The organism is Cupriavidus consociatus, assembly GCF_017814975.1.
In the GTDB taxonomy this organism is placed as follows: Bacteria; Pseudomonadota; Gammaproteobacteria; order Burkholderiales; family Burkholderiaceae; genus Cupriavidus; species Cupriavidus consociatus.
On sequence record NZ_JAGIQA010000009.1, the window covers coordinates 1 to 25,945 of the forward strand.

Sequence of the window (25,945 nt, forward strand, 5' to 3'; positions counted from 1 at the left end):
GTGAAAGTAGGTCATCGCCAGGCTCTTATTGTGCAAAACCCCTCGACAGCGTGTGCTGCGAGGGGTTTTTGCTTTGGCGCGGCTTCGAATTTGTCTGCGGTTTATTGGCTCGAATAGACTATTACTTCATGTCAGACGACTGCGCCTGGTATCTCTACCTGCTCGAATGTACCGGTGACTCGATCTATACCGGGATCACCACTGACGTCGACCGGCGCTTTGCCGAGCATCTGTCGGGAAAAGGCGCCAAATATACGCGTTCGCGCAAGCCGATCCGAGTCATGATGCGGCTACGCTTCGAAACCAAATCGGAAGCGTTGAAGGCGGAAATCGAGATCAAGCGAATGAGTGCAGCGCAGAAGCGTGCATTCTGTGCGCAGCACGAGGATCCAAATTAGAACGGCCAGGACCGCAATGCGGTCCTGGCCGTTTTGTTTGATACGCGGAATCAGACTACCGTCAGTGTCACGTCGATATTGCCTCGGGTGGCGTTCGAGTACGGGCAAACCTGGTGAGCCTGCTCCACCAGTTTCTCAGCCGCCTCGCGTTCGAACCCCGGCAGCGAAATCTTCAGCTCGACCTGGATGCCGAAACCTTGGGGAATCGGCCCGATGCCGACAGCGCCCTCGATCGAAGCTTCTGCCGGCACATTGATCTTTTGCTGGCCGGCCACGTACCGGATCGCGCCCAGGAAGCAGGCAGAGTAGCCTGCGGCAAACAGCTGTTCCGGGTTCAGACCGTTGCCGGCGCCACCCATTTCCTTGGGCACTGCCAGCTTGACGTCGAGTTGGCTATCGGAGGTGGTGGCCCGGCCATCGCGGCCGCCAGTGGCTTTGGCATGGGCAGTATAAACGACTTTTTCGAGTTTCATTTAAGGCTCCGGTTTGGTTGCCCCCAGGGGCGTATCAAGGCTTGCCGTCGTGCGGCGGTGGGAAATCGGTACGCGCTGCTTCCAGCGTGGACCGCAATGCATGCAGGCGCTGCGTCAGGGCCTGGATTTCTTCGACCGGGCACTGCGTGGCGCACAACATCTGTTCAGGAATGCGTTCGGCTGCGTTGCGCAGCGCCCGTCCAGCCTCGGTCAGGCGTACCAGCACCCGGCGCTCGTCACCGGTATCGCGGTTGCGCGAAACGAGGCCAGTAGCTTCCAGCCGCTTCAACAACGGCGTCAGCGTGCCGGAGTCCAGCGCAAGGCGGCCACCCAGTTCCGACACTGTCAGCGTTTCGGTCTCCCACAATACGAGCATCACCAGGTATTGCGGATAAGTAAGTCCAAGCTCACCAAGCATTGGCTTGTACAGCTTGGTCATCGCCAGCGAGGTCGAATACAGGGCAAAGCATAGTTGCCGATCGAGCAGTAGCCAATTCGAGGTGTCGTCGTTATCGCGTTCCATATCGATATATTAGACACAATTTGATTGTGTGCAAGTTAAATACAGCGCCTTAATGAAAGAGATTAGTAAGACACTTGTGAGCCTTAATTCTGTTTTAAGTCTCGGTCGCTAGCATGATCCCGTCGCGTCGCAAAGTGCCGACGCCAGATCTTCTACAAAAGGATCCCGACATGATTCGCCAGACCATTGCTCGCACGGCCGTTGGTATCGCAGCCCTCGCCGCCCTGGGCGGCGGGTATGCCTATCTGCAGAAGGAAGTCGTTACGCCCGGATACGCCGCCCCCATGCCGGCGCCCGTCGCGGCCGCGCAGCCAGCCGCTGCCGTGGCCACGCCGGCGGACTTTTCCGGCATCGTTGCGCAAAATGGGCCCGCCGTGGTCAATATCAGCGTGACCGCGCGCGCCCAACGCACCGCGGCGCAGATGCCGCCGGGGATTGATCCGGACGATCCGCTGTTTCAGTTCTTCAAGCGCTTCGGCCCTCAGCTACAGGGCCCGCAAGGTGGCCAACAGCAACTGGTGCGCGGCTTGGGCTCCGGCTTTATCGTCAGCCCTGACGGCCTGATCCTGACCAATGCACACGTCGTCGACGGTGCGCAGGAGGTAACCGTCAAGCTTACCGACCGTCGCGAGTTCAAGGCCAAGGTATTGGGCACCGATCCGCAGACCGATGTGGCGGTGATTCGCATCGATGCCAGGAACCTACCGACGGTTCGCCTGGGCGATCCCTCGCAGGTGCGCGTCGGCGAGCCTGTGCTGGCCATCGGCTCGCCGTACGGCTTCGAGAACACCGTGACAGCCGGCATCGTCAGCGCCAAGTCGCGCTCGCTGCCCGACGACACCTACGTGCCGTTCATCCAGACCGACGTGGCCGTCAATCCGGGCAACTCGGGCGGCCCGCTGTTCAACCAGCGTGGCGAAGTCATCGGCATCAACGCGCAGATCTACAGCCAGACCGGTGGCTACCAGGGCTTGTCGTTCGCGATCCCGATAGACGTGGCCACCAAGGTCCAGCAGCAGCTGGTGGCGACCGGCAAAGTCACGCGCGGCCGCCTCGGCATCAGCGTGCAGGAGGTCAACCAGGCGCTGGCGCAATCGTTCGGATTGCCCAAGCCGACCGGAGCGCTGGTCAACTCGGTCGAGCCGGATAGTCCCGCAGCGCGAGCCGGCCTGAAGCCGGGCGACGTGATCGTGCAGCTCGGCAACGACGTGATCGACCATTCGGGCGACCTGCCCGAGCATGTGGCCGACCTCAAGCCCGGCACGCAGAGCTCGCTGAAGATCATTCGCAAGGGCGAGCCGATGACCTTGTCGGTGAAGATCGGCACGGCCAAGGACCGGGCGGTGGCGCAGAAGGGCGGCGCCAACGAGGCCAGCGGCCGGCTCGGGCTGGCCGTGCGTCCGCTGTCGCCGGCGGAAAAGCGCGACAGCGGCATCGAAGGCGGCCTGGTGGTCGAAGACGTGGCCGGACCCGCGGCGCGGGTGGGCATCCAGCCGGGCGACGTGATCCTGTCGCTAAACGGCACGCCGATCACTTCGGCCGAGCAACTGAAATCGCTGGTGACAAAGTCCGGCAAGCAGGTGGCGCTGCTGGTGCAACGCGACGATGCACGCATCTTCATTCCGCTCGATATCGGTTAATGCCGATCGATGCGTCACTGCCCGTGAATCGTTAACAGGCAAGGCTTTGCGGTTTACACGGGCCGCGCGGGCCGTATACCGAGACCGGTATACGGCCCGCTAAGCCTTATGGGAAGCGGCATTCCGCGCAACCAACTACTTACAGAAGGCGCGCCAACAGGTATTATCTCGACTGCGATGCACGAAGCATGCGGCGGTAGCCCCCGCCGGCCCTGGTTCTGCTGAATCGACAAAAAGGAAGTCTATGCAGTTGGATTTCACCCGCGCCACAACGCCGGGTACCGATAGAGCGCGGCGACTGGCGTCAACGACGTCGGCGGCCGGCTCCGCGCCGAAGCCCCGGCGGCGCAAGAAAGTAGTCGCCCCGCATTGGGAGCGAGGCTACCGCTCGCATTTCTACCGCAATGAACGCGGCGACAAGCTTGGCGAAGTGCGCCTGTCCGAGCGCGGCGAAGTTCCCGTGGTCTACCACTGGGCCGCCGGCAATTACTCTGGCGCCGAAGGATCGCTGGTCCATGCTCGCGCGCGCGTCGAAGAAACCATTGGTTTCGGCATGCGCCAGTTGTCGCTGTTCTGAGCAGGTATTTCGCCGCTGCCGCGTCTGCCGGCACTGCAACCCGTCCGCGCCATCATCCGCTGCGCGGCGACTCCGCACCTCCCCGATTCTTCGCACTGCAGTCGATCCAGCGTTCCGCCACTGATGGCCGGAACATTCGCGCGTTTCAGGCCAGACGCCGCTGCGCCAGCATGTCCGCCGCCGCGCCAAGCGCGAGCACCGCAATCAACCGGTAGATATCCTCGCAGGCGCAGCCTGGCCTGTTGCTCGACTGTTGCTGCGAGTTGCGACAGTGCTCCTTGGTGTGCCTGCGCCATGCCAGCCACGCCCTGGACAAAACGCGCCGCCACCATCCGCGCCAGCGTATGGCGGGTGGCCGCCGCAAGCGTGCCGGCCATGAACAGCAACAGCACCCCGATCAGCTAATAGCGGTACCCAAACCGTCGCGACAGCCACTGCTGCGCGAGGATTATCAGCATGCTGCCGACGGCATAGGCCGCCTGGTGCAGCCCGACGCGCAGACGCGACAGTGGCTGCCAGGACGTGCCGTTCGTCATGGCTGCAGGGCTTGCAGGGTCTGGTGCAATTGCGTCAGCGCGCGCGGTACCAGCGAGGACGCTCGCGCCCAGCGGTGCCCACGCCTCGCCGTAAGCGGCATGGACCACCGGCGCGGCCCGCGCCAGCAGGCGCCGCGCGCTTCGATCCCGTCCAGCAGCCGCGTCATCGGCGTGCGGGTGGCGTCAGTGTCGTACCCAGCTCGGAGAGCATGCCGACAGCATGCTCATCAGCAGGTACTGGTTCATGTCCAGCTCGAAGGGGCGAGGGCCTGGTCGATGTGTGCGCGCAGCAGGCGTGCGGTGCGCAGCAGTTATAAGCGGGAGGATTTTTGCCGGCGCAGCACTCCGGCGATGTCTCGCGTGCCCGCTCGCACGCGCTCCGCCACCTGCCGCGCGCGCGCCGGATCGGCGTTGCCATAACGTTGCCCGATGTAGGCCGCGGCAACCGCCGCGATGGCCGCGGCCGCCTGCGGCAGCCGCGCGCTGGCCCGTGCAGCGAAGTCCTGGGGACCTTCGGCCGGCGCGCGCACGCAGCCGTGCCGGGCCAACATTTCGCAGAAGCGGTCGTAGGCGGCGTCAAGCGGATCGGCATGCTCCCGGCGCCGCCACAGCGGCACCAGTGCGAGCAGGCAAAGCATCCCCAGCGCACCGGCCAGCAGCTGCCCGGCGCTGGCCCCCGTGCCGAGGGTGGCCAGCAGGCGCGCCTGCTGCGCATGGTCGTACTGCAGGACCCAGCGCTGCCAGCGGTAGACCATGCCCTCGTAGGCCCAGCGGACATCCTGCAGCCAGCCCGGCTGGTGGGCCGGACGCCAGGCCGAGGTCTCGGCGCCGAGGACGGCGTCCAGGCCCCGCTCGATCCGGTTGGGCGCGACCGCGCTGGTCGGATCCACTCGCACCCAGCCGCGGCCGTCGAGCCAGACTTCGGCCCAGGCGTGGGCGTCGGACTGGCGTACCACGTAGTGGCCGCCGATGGGGTTGTATTCGCCGCCCTGGTAGCCGGTGACGACCCGTGCCGGTACGCCGGCGGCGCGCATCAGGAAGACGAAGCTGCTGGCGTAGTGCTCGCAGAAGCCACGCCGGGTGTCGAACACAAAGCTGTCGACCTGCTCCGCGCCGAGCGGTGGCGGGCTGAGTGTGTAGGCAAACGGCGCGGCGGCGAACAGGCGCAGTGCCGCCTGCACCCGTGCGGCGGGATCGGAGTGCTGCGCGGCCCATGCGGACGCCAGCGCGCGGGCGCGCGGGTTGCCGCCTGCGGGCAGGGCCAGCGCCAGCCGGCGCGTGGCGGCATCCAGCGCCTCCGGTGCCGGGGCGAGCGTCGATCGCGCCTGGTAGCGGATGCGCTGGTCCACCGGCCGGCGCGACATGAATTCGCCATCTGGCGTGACGGCGGCTTCGGCGGATGGCGACAGGGCCTGCCCGCGGTCCAGCACCAGCAGCCAGTGCTGAGAACTCGGTTCGAGCGTGATGCTGTAGTCGATTCCGTGCCTGCCGGCCACAGCGGCCACAGCGGCTGGCGCAGGCGCCAGCGCGTGCAGCCGCTGCCGCGCCGGACGCCAGGTGGTGCCGTCGTACTCCCACAGCACCAGCGCGCGCCAGTACAGCACCGCGGCAGGCAGCGGCGGGCCAGCGACCTCGGCGCGCAGTGCCAGCGCCGGCGAGCGGATCAGCTGGCCGACGCTGCCAGGCCGCATTGTGTCGCTGAGGCCGGTGGTGCCGGTGGGCGCGGATTGCGGCAGCTGCCACAGCGGGTGCTCCAGCCGCGGGAACAGCACAAACATGGCCACCGCCCAAGGCAGGCCGAGCAGCGCCATGCGGCCCAGCATCGGCCAGATCGCCAGCCGGCTGCGCGCCTCCGGGTGGTGCAGCAGCAGCCAGTTGCGCAACACCCAGGCGCCGATCGCCAGGCTGTACAGCGCCAGCCAGAAGGGCTGGTCCGACAGGTACAGCGTCAGCAGCAGGTAGAAGGACAACTGCGTGACCAGCGTGGCGTCGGCCAGCGCGCGGCACTCCAGCAGCTTGAGGATGACGAATGCACCCAGCAGCGCCACGGCCAGCTCGCGTCCCACGCCGCCGCCGGCCTGCCAGGCCAGCGCACTGGCCACCAGCAGCACCAGCAGCGCGGTCGTGCCGAGCATCCAGCGCGACGGCAGCGGCGCGCGCCGGCGCCACAGCAGCCAGCGCCAGCCCAGCAGCAGCAACAGCAGCAGGCTGACCGACACCGGCAACGTCCGCGCCTGCGGCGCCAGCACCAGCGCCAGCTGGCCGAGCAGCATGCCGTGGTCTTCATGCCGCAGCGGCCTTGCCACGGCAGTCACGGGCGGGCTCCGGGCTGCTTCGGATACCGCGGCCACAGCGCCAGCGCTTCCAGGCAGGCGCGGCGATGGCTCGCGCCGCCCGCGGGCGGCAGTTCGAGGCCCGGCAGGCGCAGGCCAATCTCGGCATCGTCTGGCGCGGCCAGCAGCCAGGCGCACAGCCGCGATAGCCGTGCTTCGGCGTCCATGCCGGCGGGCATCGCCTGCCAGTCGAGCCAGCGCGCCGGGCGCTGCGGTGGATCGCCGCTGCGGCTAAGCCATCGGCCGGTGCGCGCGCTGTGCTTCCACGCGATCCGGTGCAAAGGGTCGCCGCTGCGGTAGCGCCGCAACTGGTCGATACCGTCATCGCCCGGAACGGCGGCTATGGCATGCGCGTCGTCCGCGCCAGGGCGATACGCGGCGGGCGGGGGCGGTGCATTGGTTTCCGGCGCCGGATAGACCAGCGTCGACAGCGGCAGCTCCGCATGGCTCCAGACGCGGAACAGCCCGAACGGGAAGCGGCTGCTGATCACCACGCGCGGCAGCGCCAGCCGTCCGCGCCGCAGCGCCGGCACGTGCAGCGCAAGCGTGCCGCTGGCGTGGCCGTCGAGCGTCAGCGTGGCCGGCACCACTTCTGGCAGCGCCGGGGCGCGCGCCTCGATGCCAATGCGCGCGCCGGCGTCGGCGTTGTCGACGCGCAGCGCAAATACCGCGAGCTGGCCGGCATGCACCGGCGCCACCGTGCCCGCGCTCACCGCCAGTTCGAGCAGGTTGCGGTACGCCAGCCACATGCACGACATGCCGATGCCGGCCAGCAGGAAGGTCAGCGCGAAACCCAGGCCGATGTTGTAGTTCAGCGAGGTCAGCAGCATCGCGCCGAGCAGCACGGCAAAGCCGATGCCGCCGCGCGCGGGAAGGATATAGAGATGGCGCCGGTCCAGCCGCACGGTGCCGCCGGAGGGCCGGCGCGCGGCGATGCGCTGGCCGAAGAACCTGGCGGAGGCGAACAGCCCCGGCCCCGGCAGGCGATGGTGTGCGGCGGCGTCTCTGTTGTCGTGCGGCGCCGCCGGCGGATCGCTCGCCATGGGCGTCAGGGGATGGGGACGCCGGCAAGCAGTGCCGCCAGCTCGCCGTCCACCGCGGCGGGGCTGCCGCCGCCCGCCGGCAGCAGCCGGTGCGCGGCCACGGCGGCAAAGACCGCCTGCACATCCTCAGGCAACACCAGTTCGCGCTGCGCCAGCAGGGCCCATGCGCGCGCGCAGGCCAGCAGCGCCAGCCCGGCGCGCGGCGACAGGCCCGCCGCAAAGCCGCCGTGGTGCCGCGTGGCCTGCACCAGCGCCAGCACATAGTCGACCAGCGCGGGGCTGGCGTACACCTGCGCGGCCGCCTGCTGCAGGGCCAGCACCTGCGCGGCATCCATGACCGGCGTGGCTTCTGCCGCGCTGGCGCCGCCGAGGTACAGCACGCGCTCGAAGGCGGGATCGGGGTAGCCCAGCGATACGCGCATGGTAAAGCGGTCGAGCTGCGATTCAGGCAGCGCATGGGTGCCCAGCTGCTCCAGCGGATTCTGCGTGGCGATCACGAAAAACGGTGCCGGCAGCGCGTGCGTGGTGCCGTCATGGGTCACCTGCCGCTCGGCCATGGCTTCGAGCAGCGCGCTCTGGGTCTTGGGCGGCGCCCGGTTGATTTCGTCGGCCAGCACGACCTGCGCGAACACCGGGCCGCGGTGGAAGCGGAATTCGCCCGCATCGCGCACGAACACCGAGACGCCGATCAGATCCGCCGGCAGCAGGTCGCTGGTGAACTGCACGCGCTGGTACTGCAGCCCGAGCGTGCGCGCCAGCGCATGCGCGAGCGTGGTCTTGCCCACGCCGGGCACGTCTTCCAGCAGCAGGTGGCCCCCCGCCAGCATGCAGGCCAGCGCCAGCCGGACTTGCTGCGGCTTGCCGAGGACGATGCGGCCCAGCTGGGCCTGGGCCTCGGCCAGCGAAGCGACGATGCGTGGGCGGGCTGTCACGTTGGACCTCGGCGCAAGGGAGTGGGAAGGAATCCGGACCGGCGGCAAAAACGGGGATGCGGTGCAGCGCATTGTAGCGGCGTGCGCGGCACGCGGCACCGTCTGTTTCCGAACGGAGACACCACGGGCCGGTGGCCGTGCGCCTGGATGGCGCAGCAGCTGCGCCAGATTGCGCCGGTTCTGGCATCATGAGCCTGTCGGGCCACCGCGGCCCGCCCGTGTTTCTTTCCCCCTTCCGCTGCCCGCTGCAATGACCGCCTCGCTGGACCCCTCTGCCGACCTGCCTGCCGACCTCCCCGCCGCTGCCGTGCTGACCCCCGACGCTGCCGATTCCGACGCGCTGCTGCGCCTGGCGCAGGCCTTCCATGCCAACGGCTTCGTGATCCTGCGCGGCTTCGGCAACGAGGCAGACTGCGCCGCGCTGGAAGCGGTGGCGTGCAGGCACCTGGCGGCGGCGGTGCCACCGGTGGAGTTCGAGGCCGACCTGGGCTATCCCGGGGCCCCGGCCGCGCGCGACGCCGCTGGCGGCGGCACCGTCAGGCGGCTGCGCCAGGCCTACGGCCGCGACGAGGTGTTCCGCGGCTGGGCCAGCGATCCGAAGCTGGTGTCAGTGGTGCAGGCGCTGCTGGGCGAACCAGCTTGCCTGACGCTGGCGCACCACAACTGCGTGATGACCAAGCACCCGCACTACGGCAGCCAGACCGGCTGGCACCGCGATACGCGCTATTGGTCGTTTGCCAAGCCCGAGCTGGTGACGGTATGGCTGGCGCTGGGCGACGAGGACGAAAGCAACGGCGTGCTGCGCGTCATCCCGGGATCGCATCGCGCGGCGCTGGAGCCGGGCCAGCTGGATCCCGCGGAATTCCTGATCGAGGCGCACCCCGCCAGCCAGCCGTTGCTGCAGGCGGCGCGGCCGCTTGCGCTGCACCGCGGCGACGTGCTGTTTTTCGACAGCCGGCTGTTCCACGCGGCGGGCCGCAATGCCTCAAACGCGGTCAAGCTGTCGGTGGCCTTTGCGTATTTCGGCGCCAGCAACCGGCCGCTGGACGGCACGCGTTCGGCCGAGTTCGGCAGCGTGGCGCTGCCGGTGGCCGGCTGAGGCAGCCGGCGCGGGCGGCGGGAGCGACGTTCAGGTACGCAGCCCGACCAGCCCCGAAATTTTTTCCGAAGCTTCGAGCAGCGGCGGCAGGAAGCGTTCCAGCATTTCCTGCGCGCTGGTGCGGTTGGCCTGGCCGCTGATATTGATCGCGGCGATGGTCTGGCCGGCACGGTTGCGGATCGGCGCCGCCAGCGACACCAGCCCCTCTTCCAGCTCCTGGTCGTTGAGGGCCCAGCCGCGCGTGCGGATATCGGCGACGATGGCCTTCAGCGCTTCAATGTCGGTCACGGTCCGGATGGTGCGCGCACGCAACTCGCTGGCGCGCAGCACGCCGTCCAGTTCGGCTTCATTCAGCCCCGCCATCAGCACGCGGCCCATCGACGAGCAATACGCCGGCAGCCGGCTGCCGATCGACAGGTTGATGGTCATGATCTTGCGCGCCGGCACGCGCAGCACATAGACGATCTCGGTCCCGTCCAGCACGGAGATCGAGCAGCTTTCATGCACCTGCTGCGACAGCGTCTCCATGATCGGCTCGGCCAGGTTCCAGAACGGCATCGAGGTCAGGTAGGCAAAGCCGAGGTCGAGGATCTTGGGCGTCAGCCGGAACAGCCGCCCGTCGGCCTGCACATAGCCAAGTCCCACCAGTGTCAGCAGGATGCGGCGCGCGCCCGCGCGCGTCAGGCCGCTGGCCTGGGCGATTTCCGTCAGCGTCTGCGCCGGGTGCTGGGCATTGAAAGCCCGGATGACCGACAGCCCGCGTGCAAAGGACTGCACATAGCTGTCGCTTGGCTTCTCGGGCGCGGCGGCACTGCCTGCGCTCTGGGGCGCCTGCGCGTCGCGGGGGGAGTCGGTGGAACTGGCCATCGGTGTAGCACCGGCGCGGGTCGCCGGATTGGCACGGAAAGGCCGAAAGGGTAGAGGAAATGCCGGCACAACGCCAGTGCCGGTCCCCCGGCGGGGAATGGCGGCATGGACGTGGCGGTGCCCGCGCGGAGCGCCGCCGCCATGCTGTCTCCTGCACCGCCTCCCAGGAGGCTGGAACGGCGCCCTAGCGGAAGCTGCGCTGCACCAGCACAAACACCGCACCGAGCGCGCAGATCACCGCGAAGCCGTGCAGCATGTCCATGCCGGCCAGCAGCGTGGCCTGCCGGTCGATTTCCAGCGAGATCTTCGCCAGCCCCGCGGCCGACAGCGCATCCGGAGATTGCAGCGCCGGGTTGAAGCGCGTGACCTGCTCGACCAGGTGGGTGCGGTGCTCGGCCAGCCCGTCCTGCATGAACACGCTGGCCAGGCCGGTGCCCACGGCCGAGGCAATCTGCTTGCACACGTTCTTGAACTGGTAGGCGTGCGAGAAATCCTCGACCGGCACCTCCAGGTAGGTCATCGATGCCACCTGCACCATCAGCAGCACCGGCGTCAGCCCTTCGAGCAGCACCACCGGCACCAGCGCATAGTCGGGTGCGCCCGGCATCAACTGGTGCGAAAACAGCATCGCGGCGCAGGCATAGAACACAAAGCCAAGCGCGATCACGCGTCGCTTGCGGAACACCAGCGCCATGCCCAGCGTGATGACGATGGCGGCGATGGTCGCCACCGTGCCGCTGGTTGCCAGCAGCATGCAGGTGGTGCGGAAGGTCAGGCCCAGGCCGGTCTGCGTCAGCGACGGCAGCAGGAAGGCCCAGGCCGACGACATCAGGTAATACAGCGTGTAGAAGCCCAGGCCGTAGAGATACTGGCGCCCGGCCAGCCGCGACAGGTCGATCCACGGGTCGGGATGGCGGTACAGGCGCCAGCCGGCGAACGCGAACAACGCCAGGCCGCACAGCGCGGCCAGCGGCATTTCCAGCGAACTGAAGAAGCGCGTGTAGCGCATTTCCTGCAGCGTGTGCAGGAACACCAGCGCGCCGGCCGCGGCAGCAATCGCGGCGGGCCAGTCCAGCGTCGACACCGGCGGATGCGGGTCGCGCGGCGCGCGTGTGGGGTAGGTCAACGCCACCGACAGCAGTACCGGCAAGGCAATGACGGCCTGGAACAGGAACACCGCGCGCCAGCCGATATCGTCCAGGAAAATGCTGGTCAGCCACGGCGCAATCGCCAGCATCGAGAACGCGCCGCCGCCGAAACGCAGCATCAGCGCGCCGCGTTCGGCCGGCGTCGACACCAGTTGCACCAGGATGCGCGAGGCCGCGAACAGGCCCCCCGCCCCCAGGCCCTGCACCGCCTTGCCGGAGATCAGCCCGGCGGGGCTGGCAAACTCGGCACAGATCAGCGAACCCAGCATGAACACCACCAGCGATGCCAGCGTAAAGCGCTTGTACGTGATGCGGCGCGCGACCTGGTCGAGCACCATGTTCATCAGCACCGCGGTGGCGGCATAGGCCGAGACCGCGTACAGGTAGTCTTCGGGCGCGGCGCCGACGCCGCCCTGGATATGCTGGCTGGCCACGCCCATCATCAGCGTGGAAGAAAAGTCGATGCCGGTCACCAGGCCGAGCGTCAGGCCGAACAATGAAAGACGCCAGTGACCCATTTCGGGGTGACTGGCGAGTCGCAGGCGGGGGCGCGCTGGGGCCGGGACCGGTGTCGTTGCGGGGGCGAGGGCTGCGGGGACCGATGTTGCCAGCGCTGGGGCTGAGCCGTCCGGAGCAGCGGGTGAGGCCGGGGCGGGCGTTTGTTGCATCGCTCAAGCATAATGTCGCCTGCCGCAGAGAACTACAGGCTGTCAGGGAAACATTGTCCGGTGAATCAAACAATTCAATGGAACGACTGGGAAGCGTTCTGCTGTGTCGTCGAGCAGGGAACGTTTACCGCCGCGGCGGAGCAGCTCGATTGCCCCAAGTCGCGCGTCTCGGCCGCGGTGGCGCGGCTGGAAACCGCCATCGGCGCCAAGCTGCTGGAGCGCACCACGCGGCGCATGCGCCTCACCGATGCCGGCAAGGCCGTCTATCGCGATGTGGCGCCGCTGTTCGCGCGGCTGCGCGAGATCCGGCAGGAAACGCTGGCGCGCGAGGAGCGCGTGCAGGGGGTGCTGCGCATCGCCACGCCTTATGAATTTGGTGCCCAGCAACTGGGCGGGGTGATCTGCCGCACACTCGCCGCGCATCCGGCGCTTGATGTGGCGGTGGAGATCACGCAGGGACTGGTCGACCCGATCCGCGACGGGTTTGACGTGGCCTTCGTCATCGTCGATGCCGACCTGCCCGACTCCGGCACGGTGGCGCGCCGCATCTACCACGTCGAGCGCGGGCTGTTCGCCGCCCCGTCGCTGGCGGACAGCCTGCCGGCGCAGTTGCGCCCGGAAGACCTGGCCAACATGCCGACGCTGACCACGCCGGGCGACACGGTCTGGGAATTCACCCGCGACGGCGAGACCGTCTCCGTGCCGATCCGTCCGCGCATGCAGACCTTCAACGCCGAGCTGCGCCTGCAGGGCGCGCTGGCGGGGCTCGGTATCGCGCGCCTGTCGGTGAACTACTGTGAGGCCGAGATCGCGCAAGGCCGCCTGGTCCGGGTGCTGCCGGACTTCCCGCTGCCGCCGCTGCGCGTGTTCGCGCTGCTGCCGGACCGGCGCCTGCAGCCGCGCAAGGTGCGCGTGTTCATGGAGGCGATCGAATCGATGATGGTGTCGGAGCTGGGGCCCGACTCGGGACTGGAAGGGATCGAGCCTGGCGAGTGGGCAAGGGAGGGCGCCTGGCCCGAAGACGACGCGCAGGCAGACGAAAGTGGCCTGGCACAGGGAGAGGCCCGGCCAGCGGGTTGAGAACGCCGGCGGGGCCGCCACGGCGCGAGGCCGTGGCAAGGGAAAACGCTGGAGACTCAGGCGCCTTCGGTGAAGCTGTCGCGGCGGTCGGTAATGGCGGCGCCGTCGGTGAACGGATCGACCTTGCCTTGCCTGGCACCGTCAGTGAACGGGTCGGCGCGGCCAATGCGCGCGCCGTCCAGGAAAGGGTCGGCCTTGCCGACGTGGGCAATGCCGCCGTCCAGGCGTGCGATATCGGAAAGGGGTTCAGAGGCGTGCGCGGCAGCGGCGGCAATCGACAGGCCGGCCGCGCACAGCAGGGAAAGCGCCAGGTTGCGGCGTTGTGCGAGGGTCTTCATGGTGTGTGGTCCTTCTTGGCAGGTGGCAGGGTGCGTGGCTGCAGCGCCACGTTGCCTGTAATGTAGGACTTCACACTAAGCAGAAAAAGCTTCGATTCTCGAAACACTGTCCAGGCATCTGGACAATGCCCGGCCCGCACCGGCCATCGCACCGCCGCCATCGCACCGCCGCCATCGCAGCGGCCTGCAGTCCTCAGAAATGCATGTTGAACACGCTCGCACCCAGCCTGGCGATCACCATCAGCAGGATCTGCGCGATCACGAACAGCACCAGAGGCGAGACATCGAAGCCGCCCAGGCGCGGCACCACGCGCTGGATCGGGCGCAGCACCGGCGCGGTCAGGTGGTCGATGGCGGGCGTGATCGGCGAATGCGGGTTGACCCACGACAGGATTGCCATCAGCAGCGTGACCCACATCACCAGGCTGATCGCCCACTTCAGCACGTACAGCAACGCGGTCAGCAGCACAGCCGGCAGGAATGCCAGCAGGTCGGCGCCGCTGAGCAGCGCGACCAGCAACAGGAACACGACCGCCGTCAGCCAGGCTGCCACCACCGTGGCCCAGTCGATGCCGCCGACGCCCGGAATGATCCGGCGCAGCGGCCGCACCAGCCAGTCGGTGATCTGGAACACGCCCTGCGAAACCGGGTTGCGCGTCGGCAGCCGCGTCAGCTGCATCCAGACGCGCAGCAGCAGGGCCATGCCGAACAAGGTAAAGATGGTATCCAGCAGGAAGAGGGCGATTTCCGTAAACATCGATGCGGTTTCCGGTGGGTTAGGGTGTCTGCAACCGCACAGATTCTGCCATAGCCGGACGTCACATCGGCACATCCGGGACGGATGCCTGTGGCGCGTCCAACATGCCGGCGCCGCCCTATAATTGCGAGCGCCCGCGGCCGCACTGCGCCGCCGGCGGGCACGTTCCCGTTTTTTTTCGCGCTTTCCGCCGTTCTTCCGCCTAGTCCTATGCCCAGCAAGCCAGCCTCGTCCCGCAACCCTGCGCCGCTCACCAAGGCGGACTTCGAGGCGCTCTCGGACTTCCGCTACCAGCTGCGGCGCTTCCTGCGGTTTTCCGAGGATGCGGCGCGCGAGGAAGGGCTGACCGTGCAGCAGTACCTGCTGCTGCTGCATATCCGCGGCAGCGCCGACAAGGACTGGGCTTCGATCGGCGAACTGGCCGAACGCCTGCAGGCCAAGCAGCATGGCGTGGTGGCGCTGGTCAACCGCTGCGAGGCGGCCGGGCTGGTCAAGCGCCGCCTCAACCCCGAGGACCGGCGCGTGGTGCAGGTGCATCTGCTGGCCAAGGGCGAGCGCAGCCTGAACCGGCTCGCGATGCTGCATCGGACCGAGCTGGAATCGCTGCGCAACACCTTCCGCGTGGCCCGCATCACGCAGTTCAACGACGACGGCGCCGAACGGGGCTGAGCCCGACAGCCGGCCGCCGCGCATCCGGTTACAGGCGGTTACCAATCAAAAGCTCCGGTGACACCCGCCACCCGCGGGCGGCCCTAGACTCGCGCGCATTCATCAATACGCGCAGTGCGCAGGAGTCGAGCCATGTCCATCCCTTTTCGTTCGGTTGTGCTTGCGGTGCTGGGCGCCGGTGCGCTGGCCGGGTGTGCCGCGCCGTATGGCTATGACAACGGCTATGGCGGAGGGTATGGCAGCGGCTACGGCACCAATACGGCCTATGGCGGCAGCTATGGTGGAAGCTACGGCGGCAACTACGGCACCAGCGGCACCACCATCAGCGGCTACCCCGCGCAGCAGGGCTATCCACAACAGGGCTACCCGCAGCAGGGCTACCCGCAGGGCTACCCCCAGCAACAGTATCCGCAGCAAGGCTATCCGCAACAGGGGTATCCGCAGCAGCAATATCCGGACGGCAGCTACGACAACAGCAACTATGGCAACAACAACTACGGCAACCAGGCGTACGGCGTGCGCTACGGCTGGGTAGAGGCCATCGAAGTGGTTGCCGGCCAGCCGCCCTCGGCCAGTGGTGCGGGCGCGGTGGTCGGCGGCATCGTCGGCGGCTTGCTCGGCCACCAGGTCGGCGGCGGCCGCGGCAATACGGTAGCGACCATCGGCGGCGCGGTGGTCGGCGCGGTGGCCGGCAACGAGGTCGAGAAGCGCACCGGCACCAGCGCGCCGGCCGCCTATCGCGTGCGTGTGCGCACCAGCGACAACGCCTACCTGACGCTGACGCAGTCCAACGCCTACCAGATGCGCATCGGCGACCGCGTCAAGGTCGAGAACGGCGTCGCGGTGCCGTACTGATCGATGCCGATGCCGGCGCCGATGCCGGCGCCGGCCGGCTAGGCTTCGGTGCTGAACAGCTGCGCGTAATCCGTGCGCAGCTGGCGCTTGAGCAGCTTGCCGGCCGTATTGCGCGGCAGGTCGTCGACGAACACGATGCGCTTGGGCACCTTGAACGGCGCCAGCGCCTGGCGCGCATGCGCGATCAGCGCGTCCTCGCTGGCCTCCTGGCCGCGCTTGCGCACCACGCATGCGGCCACTGCCTCGACCCACTTCGGATGGGGCAGCGCGAACACGGCCGCTTCAGCCACCGCGCCATGCGTGTACAGGCACTCTTCAACTTCCCGGCTCGATACCAGCACGCCGCCTGAATTGATCACGTCCTTGATCCGGTCGACCACGTACAGGTAGCCCTCGGCATCCATGTAGCCGAGGTCGCCGGAATGGAACCAGCCGCCGGCAAAGGCTTCGGCGGTCTGTTCCGGCTTGTCCCAGTACCCGGTCAGCAGCTGCGGCGAGCGGTGCACGATCTCGCCGAGCTGGCCGGGGGGGACGTCCCGCATGGTCTCGTCGACGATGCGCGTCTCGACATTCAGCACCGGCCGTCCTGCCGACGCGGGCCGCGCCGCATGCTCGTCGGGACCCAGCACTGTCGCCAGCGGCCCGATCTCGCTTTGCCCGTAGCAGTTGTAGAAGCGCAGCGCCGGCAGCTTCTGCTGCAGCTCCAGCAATACCGGCACCGGCATGATCGATGCGCCGTAGTAGGCCTTGACCAGCGCGCCGAGCCTGGCAGGGTCGAACTCGGCATGGCGCAGCAGCGAGATCCAGACCGTGGGCGGGGCAAAGAAGCTGGTGATGCCTTGCGCGTGGATGGTGCGCAGGCAGTAGCCCGGCTCGGGGCTGTCGGCGATCAGCGTGGTGCCGCCGCACAGCAGCAGCGGCATCAGGAACACGTGCATCTGCGCCGAGTGATACAGCGGCAGCGCGGCCAGCGAGTAGTCGGTGGCGCGGATGTCGCAGGCGGCAATCGTGCTGACATACTCGGCCAGCAGCGCGCGATGGGTCAGCACCGCGCCCTTGGGTGCGGAAGTCGTGCCGGAGGTGTACAGGATCTGCGCCGGCGTGGTGTCGGCGAGGCTGTCGAGCATTGGTGCCGCGGGCCCGCTGGACGCCGCGGCGAGGATATCGCGCGCACTGCTGCCGCCGTGCAGCGTGCCGCTGATGCGGCATGGCAGGCCATCGATGCGCCCGGCCAGTGCCGGGTCGGCAAAGATCGCGCTGGCGCCGGATTGCGTGACGAGATATTCCACTTCCGGCCGCGTCATCGAGAAGTTGACCGGCACATGGACCAGCCCGCTGCGCAGGCAGGCCAGCCACAGCAGCACGTATGCATCCGAGTTCTTGCCGAAGGCTGCGACGCGGTCCCCGGGACGCAGGCCCCATCGTGCCAGCGCGCCAGCCACGCGCGCGGCGGCGAGGTCGAGTTCGCGATAGCTCCAGGCCCGCTCGCCAAAGCGGATCGCGGTCTTGGCGGGACTGCGCCGTACCGCGCGGGCGATGGCATCGGGGATGGTGTTGCGCAGGGCGCGCTGCTGCTCTGACTGCATGGTGGTCTCCGTTGTTATGGTTCGAGGGTCCAGCAAGTCTTTGAAGCCAGGCGCCGAGGATAAGGGCAGCCGCCTTGCGATGGCAAGGCGGCGAGGCGCGCTTAGGCGCCCTTAAACGCCCTTAAGCGCCCTTAAGCGCCCTTAAACGCCCTTAAGCGCCCAGGCAATCTGAGAAATCCTCGGGGCTGTTACAGCGTTTGTGCCAGGAAGGCAAGCGCGCGCCCGTGTGCCAGCGCGGCACTGGGCTGGTGATATGAGGCCCGCGCCCAGCAGTTGAAACCATGATCGGCGTTGCCGTAGACGTGGATCTCGGTGCCGGGTTTGCCGGCCATCGCATCTTGCACGCCTTGCACCGCTGCGGGTGGGATGTGCGCGTCGAGCGCGCCGTAGTGGAACTGCACCGGCACGCGGATGTTCGCAGCTTCCTGCAGCTGGTTCTGGATGCCGCCGCCGTAGTAGGGCACCGCCGCGTCGACCAGTCCGCGCGCCGCGCTCAGGTACGCCAGCAGTCCGCCGAAGCAGTAGCCCACCGCTGCGACCTTGCCGGCGCCGGTGCGCTGCCGCAGCGCCTGCACGGTGGCGGCGATGTCGCCCAGCGTGGCTTCGATGTCGACCGCCTGGCGCAGCGCCATCGCACGCGTCATGTCGTCGCCCGCATAGCCCAGCTCGACGCGCGGCGCCTGGCGCCAGAACACGTCGGGCGCCAGCACGGCATAGCCGTCGGCGGCGTACTGGTCAGCCACCGCGCGGATGTGCTCGTTCACCCCGAAGATCTCCTGCAGCAGCACGATGCCGGGTGCGCCCGGCCGGACGCCCGCCGGCGGCAGGCTGAGGTAGGCGTCGAAGCTGCCCGCGTCGCTGTCGACGCGGATCCATTGGCTGTCGGGAATGGCTGTCATGACAAAGGCTCTCCGGAATGGCTCATGGGTAGGCGGAATGCGCGGCGCGTGCCGCGCGCCAGCCGCAAGTTTGCCACCGTGAGCGCCGTCGTGCTGGCGCTGCCATTGGTCGTGCAACAAGCGCCTCAATACGCGCGCGATTGCCGGTAGCGCTTGTGCCAGTTGTCGGTATAGGCCTTTACCACAGCGGCATCGCCGCGGATGAGCATGCCGTTCTCGGCATTGCGCTCCTGCGCCGATTTGGTGAAGTTGAACGAGCCGGTGAATACCGCCTGGTCGTCGAACACCATCACCTTGTTGTGCGCGATCGCGGGCTTGTTGTCGATCACCACCGGCACGCCCGCGTGCTTGAGATAGGTGGCGCTGGTATAGCGCTCCGACTGCTGGCTCTTGTCGAGGATCACGCGCACGTCCACGCCGCGCCGGTGCGCCTGCGCCACGGCCTCGGCGATCGGTGCGCTGGTGAACGAATACGCCTGGACCAGCAGCTGCCGGCGCGTGCTGCGGATCGCATTGACCAGCAGCGCCTGGCAGCTCGCGCCGTCGGGCACGAAGCAAAGCGTGTAGCCGCTGCCCTGCGCGAACGGCTTGCTCGGCGCGGGGCTGGCCTCGGGCGGCTGGGCCGGCTTGCCGGACCGAGAGGGCAGGTGCTTGGCCACCGCTTCACTGAAGGTGTCGCTGATGCTGTTGGAGATGGATTCGGTGACCTGATCGAAGCCGGACGCCGAACGTGCATGCGCGATCAGGGCGAAGGGACTGAACGAGGTGAAGGCCGAGACGGCGGCGGCGAGGGCAAGGCCCAGTAAGGTACGGCGGAACATTCGGTAAGCCACGGCGCGGGCAGTGTTGCGCGGGACCGCAGCGTAGCAGCCGCATACGCCACTGGCAAAGGGCGATGTGTAACAGGATATGCGCCGGCGGCACCGGCCTTGGGACTATCGGCGCATGGCGCCTATGATGGATGGAACCCCGCGGGTCCGCCCGCCAAGGAGAGGGACATGTCGAACCATACCTACAAGCTGGTCGAAATCGTCGGCTCTTCGCCGGATGGCTGCGATGCGGCGATCCGCAGCGCCATTGCCAAGGCTGGCGAAACCATCAAGAACATCGACTGGTTCGAAGTGGTGGAAACGCGCGGCCATATCGAGAATGGCAAGATCGCGCATTTCCAGGTCACGCTCAAGGTCGGCTTCCGCGTGACCTGAGCGCGCCGCGCTCGCTGTTTGCGCCGCGCTTCGCTCCTGCTGGACCGCCTGCCTGAAAAAAGGCGGCCGGCGCAATACGGCCGCCGGCCGGGTGCAGGGAAACCTGGAAGACCTGGAAGCCGATCGGGCGCGCCTCAGTCGAGCTGGTAGGAATAGGTGGCGTTGATCCGCGGCGAGCGGTGCCTGGCGTTGGTCGGCATGTCGCCGACCGGCTGCGCCACCGACAGGTCGAGCGTGTAGAAGCGCCGGTCCGAGAAGCGCGCGCCGAGCGCCACCGATGACAGCTTGCGGTGCGACAGCGAAACGCTGTTGGAGAACACCCGCGCCACGTCGGCCAGCACATAGGGCTGGATCGTGCGCAGATAGGCCATGTCCGGCGTGAACAGCCGGCTGATCTCCGCCGATGCGCCCCACCCCTTGTCGCCCGCCACTTCGCCGGCGGGATAGCCCAGACCGAAGAAGCGTCCGCCGAAGCTGATCTGCTCGCCGGAGGCCAGCCTGTTGCCGCTGTACTGGCCCGCCGCGGACAGCGTCAGGCCGAAGCGCGCGGGCAGGTCCATGGCTTGCGACAGCAGCAGCCGCGTGCGCAAGAAGCTCAGGTCATTGACGTTGTTCTCGCGGCTGGCGCCCAGTGCATCGAAACCCTTGTACAGGCCCAGCGTGGCGTTGCGGGTCACGCCCTCGCCGCGCTGCACGTAGGTCAGCTCGGCGGTGCCCACGCGCACGTTGGTGCCGAGCGTGACCTTGGTGCCGGTGGCGGTGTGGGTGTAGCGCTCGAACTGGTCGGCGCCGTAGAAGCCGCCGGTCAGCGTCAGCGAATGGGCATTGTTCAGCAGCAGCGGATAGCTCAGCGAGCCGCCGATACGCTTGGTGTCGTTGATGTAGCGCTGGTTGAAGCCGATCCCAGGCAGCGTCGCGTTCTGTGGCACGCCGCGGTAGTGCGAGGCATGGACGCGCGCGATCATGCCTTCGGTGCCCAGCGGCTGCGCATAGCTGGCCGCGTAGTACTCCTCGTTGTCGCGGCCCTTGGGGAACAGCGCCGACACCGACACCTGCTCGCCCAGCGGCGTCAGGCCGTTGGTGGTCGCGGTGGCGATCGCGCGCAGGCCCGGCGACATGTATTCGATGCCGGTGCCGACGGTGATCGGCTTGCGCTTGACGTCGAGCACCATCTCGCTGGCGCCGTCGGTGGTCGTCGGCGGCTGCACCGTCGCGGCCACCTGCATGCCTGGCTGCAGCGCCAGCACGTTGACGTAGTGCTCGAAGGTCTCCTGGCGCAGCGGGCGGTCTTGCTGCAGCTTCTCGCCGATGGCGCGCAGTCGGCTTTCCACCGGGCCGGCCTTGCCGGTCACCGTGACCCGCGCCACGTAGCCTTCCACCACCGTGACCAGCACGTCGCCGTTGGCGAAATCCTGCGCCGGCACGAAGGCGAACGACAGCGGGTAGCCCTTGTCCTTGTACATCTTCGTCACCGTGTTGGCCGCCTCGAGCAGCTGCGCGACCGTGATCTCGCGGTTCGCCAGCGGCGAGAACTGCGCGGCCACCTCGGCGAACGGCAGCGTCTTCACGCCCTCGATGCGGAAGCGCCGCGGCGTCAGGCGCGCTTCCAGCAGTTCCTGCAGCGCCGACTGCGGGCGCTCGACCTGCACGGTCACGCTGCTGTCCGGACGGGCCGGTGCGATCTTCGGGAGGGTCAGGGTCGGGTCGCCCTGGACCGGGCTGCGGGGATCGGCCTGGACCAGGCCGTGATGGAACGCGCCGACGCCGACCAGCAGCGCGGCAACGCGGTGACGTGCACGCATGGCAATACCCCTGTAAGAATGCTTGCGGCTATTTGCATCGCGTGCCACTGGCGCCGGGAATTGCCGCTACCCCCGGCGCCTGCTCGACCCTGCTGTTGCGGATGAGTGCGTGGCCGCTACGCTGAATCGGATCATGCAGTTGCCGCGCGCGCGGGCGCGGACAACTGGCCTGCGCGGTATTACTTGCTGCCGAGCGCCCCGGTCAGGCCACCCAGCAAGCCGCCGACGGGGCCGGCCGCGGTGGCAGAGCCATTGCCGGCGGTGCCGCCGGAGGTGGACGTAGTGCCACCGGTGAGGCCGGCGACGACATTGGTGACCGGCGCCAGCGGCGTGCTGCCGCCGGTGGAGGCCAGCCCGCTGACGAGCCCGGTGACGGGAGCCAGCGGCGAGCCTGCGTTGCCCCCGGTCGCGCCGGTGACGCCGCTAGCCAGCCCCGTCACCGGTGCCAGCGCCGGGCTCAGCGCGCCCAGCCCGCCGCCGGTGGCCGGGCCGTTCACTGCGCTGCCCAGCGATGCCACCGTGGTGCCGGCAGCATTGATGGTGCCGCCCAGGCCGGAGACCATCGGCGTATTGGTCTGTTGCAGCCTGGTGCCGGCCGTGGCCAGTGCGCCGCCGACCGTGGCCAACAGGCTGGCAGTCGGGGTGGCGAGCCCGGTCGCTGCGCCTGCGGTCTGTGTGGTGCTGGTCAGCTGCGAGGTAAGCGGCACGATCAGCTTGCTGACGCTGCTGGTGACCTGCTCGACCGGGCCGGTCGACAGGGCCGTGTTCAGCCTGGCACCCGTCGCGGTGACGGTGTCGCCGGCCTTGTCGACGACTGCGCCCAGCGGCGTGGCCAGGGGCGCCAGCGGCGCGAGCTGGCCGGTGCCCAGGCCGCTGACCGCGGTGCCTGCGCTCGATACCGCGGCGCCCAGTTCGCCGACGACATTGCCGGTGCTTGCCACCGTGACCCCGACCGGGTTGGAGACATTGGACATGCTGCCCAGGCCGCCCTGCAGTCCGTCGGCCAGCGCGCCTACGGCGTCGCCGGTGTTGCCGACCACGCCGCCCAGGCCGCTTTGCGTCTGCGCCGGCACCAGCGGCAGGTTGGTGCTGCCCAGTTGTGTGCCGAGGTCGCCGACCGTGCTGCCGGCGCCGCCAAGCACCGAGCCCGCGTTGTGGATGATGGCCGCCGTCGGCGTCAGCGCGGGGGCCTGGCCGCCGCCGTCGTTGCCGCCATTGTCGTCGCCGCCACCGCTACCGCTGCCACCACCACCGGACAGGTCGGTGCCGCCCCCCAGGCCGCCGGTACCGTTCGTGCCCGCATTGTTGCTGCCGCCCTTGGTGCCCGAAGTGCCCATGGAGGTCGAGCCGCTGCCGCTGGCGCAACCGCCCAGTGCCAGCAGGGTTGCCAGGAGTGCCGTAACGGCGAATTGTTGCTTGCGCATGGTTGATTCCCTCTGTTCCCGTCGTTTCAATCGCTCGGCCGCGCAACGCCTTTTCAGTCCTGCGTGCGGCGGCACGCTGGCTTGGCGCAACGGCCATGCCAGCGCCGGAGCCGGCCCGCGGCGGGCACCCCGCCAAAGCGGGGTGCGTGGCCCGTAGAGCCTCATGGGGCCTGCCATTGCGTGCGATGCCGCGAAGCGGTTCGGAGTGCGGTGAGGCGGGACGGAATGGGTCTGGGGACGTTACGCGTTACGTAACGTGTGTCGCCTGGCCGGAACAGAAATGGCTGAAATGACAGGGTCGTGACGTGCCACGCCGGGGCCGGGCCGGATCTCCATCACGCCGCAACGACCGTTGCCGCCCGCCGCCGTTGCGTGCGGTGGCGAACGCCGATGTTCCCGGGCAGACGGAACACGTTACGTAGCACGTAACGCCGCTCGCGCCCGCCGTAACGCTACGGCGGGCACCGGACAGACGGCCAGCAATTCCCCGCAAGCCGCGCCCGGCAAGGCGCGCGACCGTGTATGCGCGTCTGCCCCCAATGTGCGCCAGCGCTCCTTGCCAGGCTGGCATGCGCCTTGCCATTCAGGTCCCGACGCGCCGGCGATCCTGCGCTCCACCGCGTGGCCGTGCCCTGCAAGGATGCGGCCAGCGACGGTGGGCAAAGCGGGGCCCTGGGGAGGCTCGTCGGCAATCCGTGCGACAGACCAAGACGCGATGGCCACGGCACGGCCGCGGCCGACCTGACAGAGGAGCAAGGCAATGAGAACCCAGCATCCGGCGCAGCATTCCATGACATTACTGGCCGCGGCTTGCATAGCCGCCGTCCTATTGGCGGGCTGCTCGTCGAGCGGCGGCGGCAGCGGCATCAACCCGCGCCCCAACGGCGGCGGTGGTACCGAAACGATGAGCATGCCGGGACCGAGCAGCGCGCGGGGCGAGCCCACCCCGACCGCCGAGGTGGTCCACGGTGCGGGCCATACCGTGGCGGCCGCGGGCAATGCCATCAGCGAGATTGGCGAGGACATCAAGCATGCTCCGGTTCCGCTGCTGCCCGGGAAGGCGCGCTATGGGCTGGGCGGGGTGGTCGACAACACCGGCGACGCCGTGAGCGCGCTTGGCGACGGGCTGCACGACGGGCTCGGCAAGATGGGCCAGGTGCGCAATCCGGTCGGCATCACCGTGGCCAGCGCCGGCAACGTGGTCGAAGAGGGTGGCGAGGCCGTGATCAGCGCCGGCAAGCTGGTCTATGGCCTGGGTACCGACAAGCTTGCGCCGCTGGCGCCGGTGACGACGCCGGCGGGCAAGCTGGTCAAGGAAGTGGGCTACGGGGTCAAGGAAGGCGGCCACAAGCTTTACCACGTGCTCTCGGAAGGCCCGATCGAGAACGTGACCGAGAGCGTCAGCAAGGTCATCGTGCCGCTCACCAGCAAGGTGACCGACGGCACCCAGAAGCTGGGCGCGGTCACTGGCCTGGGCAAGCCGGCCGATGGCCTGCTGCGCAAGCTCGGCTACACGGTCGCCAGCGGCGGCAGCCTGCTCGGCCACGGCGATGCGCCGCTGGGCGGTGTGTTCAAGGAAACCGGCAAGCCGGTGGCAGCCGCCGGTGGCCTGGTCAACGGTGGCTACGGCCATGGCGACGGGCACGGCGGCCATCCGCTGGGCGGGTTGCTGGGCAACCTGCCGCTGCTGGGCGGCCATGGCGGCGGGCATGACGGTGGTCCGCGCGGCGGTTTGCTGGGCAGTCTGCCGTTGCTGGGCGGTCACGGTGGCAGCCACGGCGGCGGGCATGGGGGTGGCCACAACGGCAGCCCCGTAGGCGGGCTGCTGGACAACCTGCCGCTGCTTGGTGGCGGCCACGGCGGCGGCTATGGCAACGGTCACGGCAACGGCCATGGCGGCAAGGGCGGCAAGGGCGGCTATGGCGACAGCGATGGCAAGTTGCTGCAGCTGCCATTGCTGGGGGGCCTGCTGCACTGAATTGTCTCAATCCAACCCTAGGGTTTTCACGGTGCGCTGTCGCTCATCACCCCGTCGCAGCGCATCTTTTTCTTCCTCTGGCGCCGCTGCCCCAAAAGGCCGCGGCGCCAGGCCACAGGCCGGTTCCCGGCCATTTTTCCCGGATTTTTGACAAGGCGCGCGTAGCCTGGCATGGGCCGGTTCAAACACGCGCGCATGACCCTTTCGGGTCATTCCCATCACCCGTTGGAGGGGTATGGTTGAGACATTTCGTGCCTTATAAAAAAAGCGCAGCGCAGCGTGAAATGTCGATAAAGAGCGGGCCACAGAGTACCGCGATAATCGAACGGGGGAAGCGTGATCGCGGTCTTTTTCGATCACTCGGGAGTGACAACATGAAACGCCTCATTGCACGCTTCATCAAGGACGAGCGCGGCGCCACGGCCATCGAGTATGGGCTGATCGCGGGCCTGGTGGCCCTTGCCGTCGCTGTCGGTGCCGGTACCCTTGGCACCAACCTCAACACGGGTTTCGACAACCTTGCCAAACGCGTGATCGCCTGGCTGCCGGCATCCTGAGCCGGCGGTATCCACGTGATTGCTGCGCTCCTGTGCGCGGCGACCCTCTACACAGACTTCGCTTACCGGCGCGTTCCCAACGCCATGCTGGCGGCTGCCGTGCTGGCCCTCGGGCTCGCGCTGCTGGCCGGGCAGGGCACGGAACTGCCGGCCGGCACGCGCTTGGCCGGCGCGGGCCTGGGACTTGCGGTCACCCTGCCGGTCTACGCCCTCGGGCGCATGGCGGCGGGTGACGTCAAGTTCCTGGCGGTGGCGGGTCTGTTCACCGGTCCCCAGGGGCTGGTCATGGCATGGGTCGTCGGCAGCCTGCTCGGGATGGTGCACGCGCTGCTTGCGCTGGCACTGGACGGCAGCGGGCTGGCGGCGCGCCGGCAGCGCGCCGCGGCACGGATGCCTGCGGTCGAGGGCGAGCCGGCGTTCGCGCAGGGCACGGATGCGCAAGGCAACGGACTGGCGCCGGCAGCGCAGTTTGCATGTGCGCGGGGCATTCCGTACGCGGCATACCTGGCAGCTGGTGTGCTGTGGTGGCTGGCCGCGGGCGGATAGCCCGGGCACAGC

25 protein-coding genes and 2 pseudogenes are annotated in these 25,945 nt (G+C 68.4%); 11 read left to right on the forward strand and 16 right to left on the reverse strand.

Translation table 11 applies throughout. The annotated features are described in order from the left end of the window. Nucleotides 1-128: 128 nt before the first annotated feature. Complete coding sequence (locus tag J8I82_RS13985; protein WP_209758754.1) at nt 129-398, forward strand: GIY-YIG nuclease family protein; 270 nt, start codon at nt 129-131, stop codon at nt 396-398. 50 nt (nt 399-448) lie between these two features. Here J8I82_RS13985 and J8I82_RS13990 read toward each other — a convergent pair whose 3' ends face one another. Further along, complete coding sequence (locus tag J8I82_RS13990; protein WP_133097912.1) at nt 449-871, reverse strand: organic hydroperoxide resistance protein; 423 nt, start codon at nt 869-871, stop codon at nt 449-451. 34 nt (nt 872-905) lie between these two features. Beyond that, on the reverse strand, nt 906-1,394 hold the full coding sequence (locus J8I82_RS13995) for a MarR family winged helix-turn-helix transcriptional regulator (protein WP_209758364.1): 489 nt from the start codon (nt 1,392-1,394) through the stop codon (nt 906-908). A gap of 170 nt (nt 1,395-1,564) precedes the next feature. Here J8I82_RS13995 and J8I82_RS14000 point away from each other — a divergent pair, with 170 nt between their 5' ends. After that, the gene (locus J8I82_RS14000; protein WP_209758367.1) at nt 1,565-3,034 is read left to right on the forward strand and encodes a DegQ family serine endoprotease; all 1,470 of its coding nucleotides are present in this window, start codon (nt 1,565-1,567) and stop codon (nt 3,032-3,034) included. Nucleotides 3,035-3,278: 244 nt separating this feature from the next. Continuing rightward, nucleotides 3,279-3,611 carry a hypothetical protein gene (locus tag J8I82_RS14005; protein ID WP_209758370.1) on the forward strand — a complete coding sequence of 111 codons (333 nt, stop codon included), beginning with the start codon at nt 3,279-3,281 and terminating at the stop codon, nt 3,609-3,611. Nucleotides 3,612-3,901: 290 nt separating this feature from the next. Here J8I82_RS14005 and J8I82_RS38335 read toward each other — a convergent pair. The 5 genes and pseudogenes from J8I82_RS38335 to J8I82_RS14025 all read right to left on the reverse strand — a co-directional run. Next, nucleotides 3,902-4,099: pseudogene (locus tag J8I82_RS38335) on the reverse strand (MFS transporter); the annotation flags it as partial. A 44-nt stretch (nt 4,100-4,143) separates the two neighbouring features. Further along, a pseudogene (locus tag J8I82_RS39615) lies at nt 4,144-4,458 on the reverse strand (MarR family transcriptional regulator); the annotation flags it as partial. Continuing rightward, a complete protein-coding gene (locus J8I82_RS14015) occupies nt 4,459-6,462 on the reverse strand; it encodes a transglutaminase TgpA family protein (protein ID WP_284183072.1) in 2,004 nt (667 codons plus the stop codon). Next, nucleotides 6,459-7,523, reverse strand: coding sequence for a DUF58 domain-containing protein (locus tag J8I82_RS14020; RefSeq protein WP_209758372.1), 1,065 nt, complete (start codon nt 7,521-7,523; stop codon nt 6,459-6,461). Before J8I82_RS14020 ends, J8I82_RS14015 begins: the two co-directional genes overlap by 4 nt. Before the next feature lie 5 nt (nt 7,524-7,528). Then, on the reverse strand, nt 7,529-8,455 hold the full coding sequence (locus tag J8I82_RS14025; protein ID WP_209758374.1) for an AAA family ATPase: 927 nt from the start codon (nt 8,453-8,455) through the stop codon (nt 7,529-7,531). Nucleotides 8,456-8,705: 250 nt separating this feature from the next. Here J8I82_RS14025 and J8I82_RS14030 point away from each other — a divergent pair, with 250 nt between their 5' ends. After that, complete coding sequence (locus tag J8I82_RS14030; RefSeq protein ID WP_209758376.1) at nt 8,706-9,554, forward strand: phytanoyl-CoA dioxygenase family protein; 849 nt, start codon at nt 8,706-8,708, stop codon at nt 9,552-9,554. Nucleotides 9,555-9,584: 30 nt separating this feature from the next. On the opposite strand, the gene J8I82_RS14035 is transcribed toward J8I82_RS14030, so the two are convergent. Both J8I82_RS14035 and J8I82_RS14040 read right to left on the reverse strand, forming a co-directional pair. Beyond that, nucleotides 9,585-10,421: an IclR family transcriptional regulator gene (locus J8I82_RS14035; protein ID WP_209758378.1), complete on the reverse strand. Its 837-nt coding sequence runs from the start codon at nt 10,419-10,421 to the stop codon at nt 9,585-9,587. Between the two features lie 184 nt (nt 10,422-10,605). Beyond that, nucleotides 10,606-12,237 (reverse strand): MFS transporter, encoded by a 1,632-nt coding sequence (locus J8I82_RS14040; RefSeq protein ID WP_209758380.1) that lies wholly within the window; start codon nt 12,235-12,237, stop codon nt 10,606-10,608. Between the two features lie 60 nt (nt 12,238-12,297). On the opposite strand from J8I82_RS14040, the gene J8I82_RS14045 reads away from it, so the two are divergent. Further along, the gene (locus J8I82_RS14045) at nt 12,298-13,317 is read left to right on the forward strand and encodes a LysR family transcriptional regulator (RefSeq protein WP_209758382.1); all 1,020 of its coding nucleotides are present in this window, start codon (nt 12,298-12,300) and stop codon (nt 13,315-13,317) included. 56 nt (nt 13,318-13,373) lie between these two features. Here J8I82_RS14045 and J8I82_RS14050 read toward each other — a convergent pair whose 3' ends face one another. Then, on the reverse strand, nt 13,374-13,655 hold the full coding sequence (locus J8I82_RS14050; RefSeq protein WP_209758384.1) for a hypothetical protein: 282 nt from the start codon (nt 13,653-13,655) through the stop codon (nt 13,374-13,376). A gap of 193 nt (nt 13,656-13,848) precedes the next feature. Beyond that, nucleotides 13,849-14,412: a YggT family protein gene (locus J8I82_RS14055; RefSeq protein ID WP_209758387.1), complete on the reverse strand. Its 564-nt coding sequence runs from the start codon at nt 14,410-14,412 to the stop codon at nt 13,849-13,851. A gap of 210 nt (nt 14,413-14,622) precedes the next feature. Here J8I82_RS14055 and J8I82_RS14060 point away from each other — a divergent pair, with 210 nt between their 5' ends. Both J8I82_RS14060 and J8I82_RS14065 read left to right on the forward strand, forming a co-directional pair. Further along, complete coding sequence (locus J8I82_RS14060) at nt 14,623-15,081, forward strand: MarR family winged helix-turn-helix transcriptional regulator (RefSeq protein ID WP_209758389.1); 459 nt, start codon at nt 14,623-14,625, stop codon at nt 15,079-15,081. Nucleotides 15,082-15,213: 132 nt separating this feature from the next. After that, the gene (locus tag J8I82_RS14065; RefSeq protein ID WP_209758391.1) at nt 15,214-15,936 is read left to right on the forward strand and encodes a glycine zipper 2TM domain-containing protein; all 723 of its coding nucleotides are present in this window, start codon (nt 15,214-15,216) and stop codon (nt 15,934-15,936) included. 38 nt (nt 15,937-15,974) lie between these two features. On the opposite strand, the gene J8I82_RS14070 is transcribed toward J8I82_RS14065, so the two are convergent. The 3 genes from J8I82_RS14070 to J8I82_RS14080 form a co-directional block, all read right to left on the reverse strand. Next, complete coding sequence (locus tag J8I82_RS14070) at nt 15,975-17,522, reverse strand: acyl-CoA synthetase (RefSeq protein ID WP_209758393.1); 1,548 nt, start codon at nt 17,520-17,522, stop codon at nt 15,975-15,977. 188 nt (nt 17,523-17,710) lie between these two features. Next, nucleotides 17,711-18,421, reverse strand: coding sequence for a dienelactone hydrolase family protein (locus tag J8I82_RS14075; RefSeq protein WP_209758395.1), 711 nt, complete (start codon nt 18,419-18,421; stop codon nt 17,711-17,713). A 125-nt stretch (nt 18,422-18,546) separates the two neighbouring features. Then, nucleotides 18,547-19,242, reverse strand: coding sequence for a phospholipase D family nuclease (locus J8I82_RS14080; protein ID WP_209758397.1), 696 nt, complete (start codon nt 19,240-19,242; stop codon nt 18,547-18,549). Nucleotides 19,243-19,419: 177 nt separating this feature from the next. Between J8I82_RS14080 and J8I82_RS14085 the strand changes: the two genes are divergently transcribed. Continuing rightward, a complete protein-coding gene (locus J8I82_RS14085; protein WP_029048440.1) occupies nt 19,420-19,626 on the forward strand; it encodes a dodecin in 207 nt (68 codons plus the stop codon). A gap of 134 nt (nt 19,627-19,760) precedes the next feature. On the opposite strand, the gene J8I82_RS14090 is transcribed toward J8I82_RS14085, so the two are convergent. Together J8I82_RS14090 and J8I82_RS14095 are read right to left on the reverse strand one after the other, a co-directional pair. Then, a complete protein-coding gene (locus J8I82_RS14090; protein WP_209758399.1) occupies nt 19,761-21,428 on the reverse strand; it encodes a ShlB/FhaC/HecB family hemolysin secretion/activation protein in 1,668 nt (555 codons plus the stop codon). A gap of 179 nt (nt 21,429-21,607) precedes the next feature. Then, nucleotides 21,608-22,852 carry a collagen-like triple helix repeat-containing protein gene (locus J8I82_RS14095; RefSeq protein ID WP_209758401.1) on the reverse strand — a complete coding sequence of 415 codons (1,245 nt, stop codon included), beginning with the start codon at nt 22,850-22,852 and terminating at the stop codon, nt 21,608-21,610. A 760-nt stretch (nt 22,853-23,612) separates the two neighbouring features. Between J8I82_RS14095 and J8I82_RS14100 the strand changes: the two genes are divergently transcribed. The 3 genes from J8I82_RS14100 to J8I82_RS14110 all read left to right on the forward strand — a co-directional run bounded on the left by J8I82_RS14100 (nt 23,613) and on the right by J8I82_RS14110 (nt 25,933). Then, a complete protein-coding gene (locus J8I82_RS14100; RefSeq protein WP_209758403.1) occupies nt 23,613-24,830 on the forward strand; it encodes a collagen-like triple helix repeat-containing protein in 1,218 nt (405 codons plus the stop codon). Nucleotides 24,831-25,204: 374 nt separating this feature from the next. Next, nucleotides 25,205-25,387, forward strand: coding sequence for a Flp family type IVb pilin (locus tag J8I82_RS14105; RefSeq protein ID WP_209758404.1), 183 nt, complete (start codon nt 25,205-25,207; stop codon nt 25,385-25,387). A gap of 15 nt (nt 25,388-25,402) precedes the next feature. Beyond that, nucleotides 25,403-25,933 carry an A24 family peptidase gene (locus J8I82_RS14110; RefSeq protein WP_209758406.1) on the forward strand — a complete coding sequence of 177 codons (531 nt, stop codon included), beginning with the start codon at nt 25,403-25,405 and terminating at the stop codon, nt 25,931-25,933. The last annotated feature ends 12 nt before the right edge of the window (nt 25,934-25,945 follow it).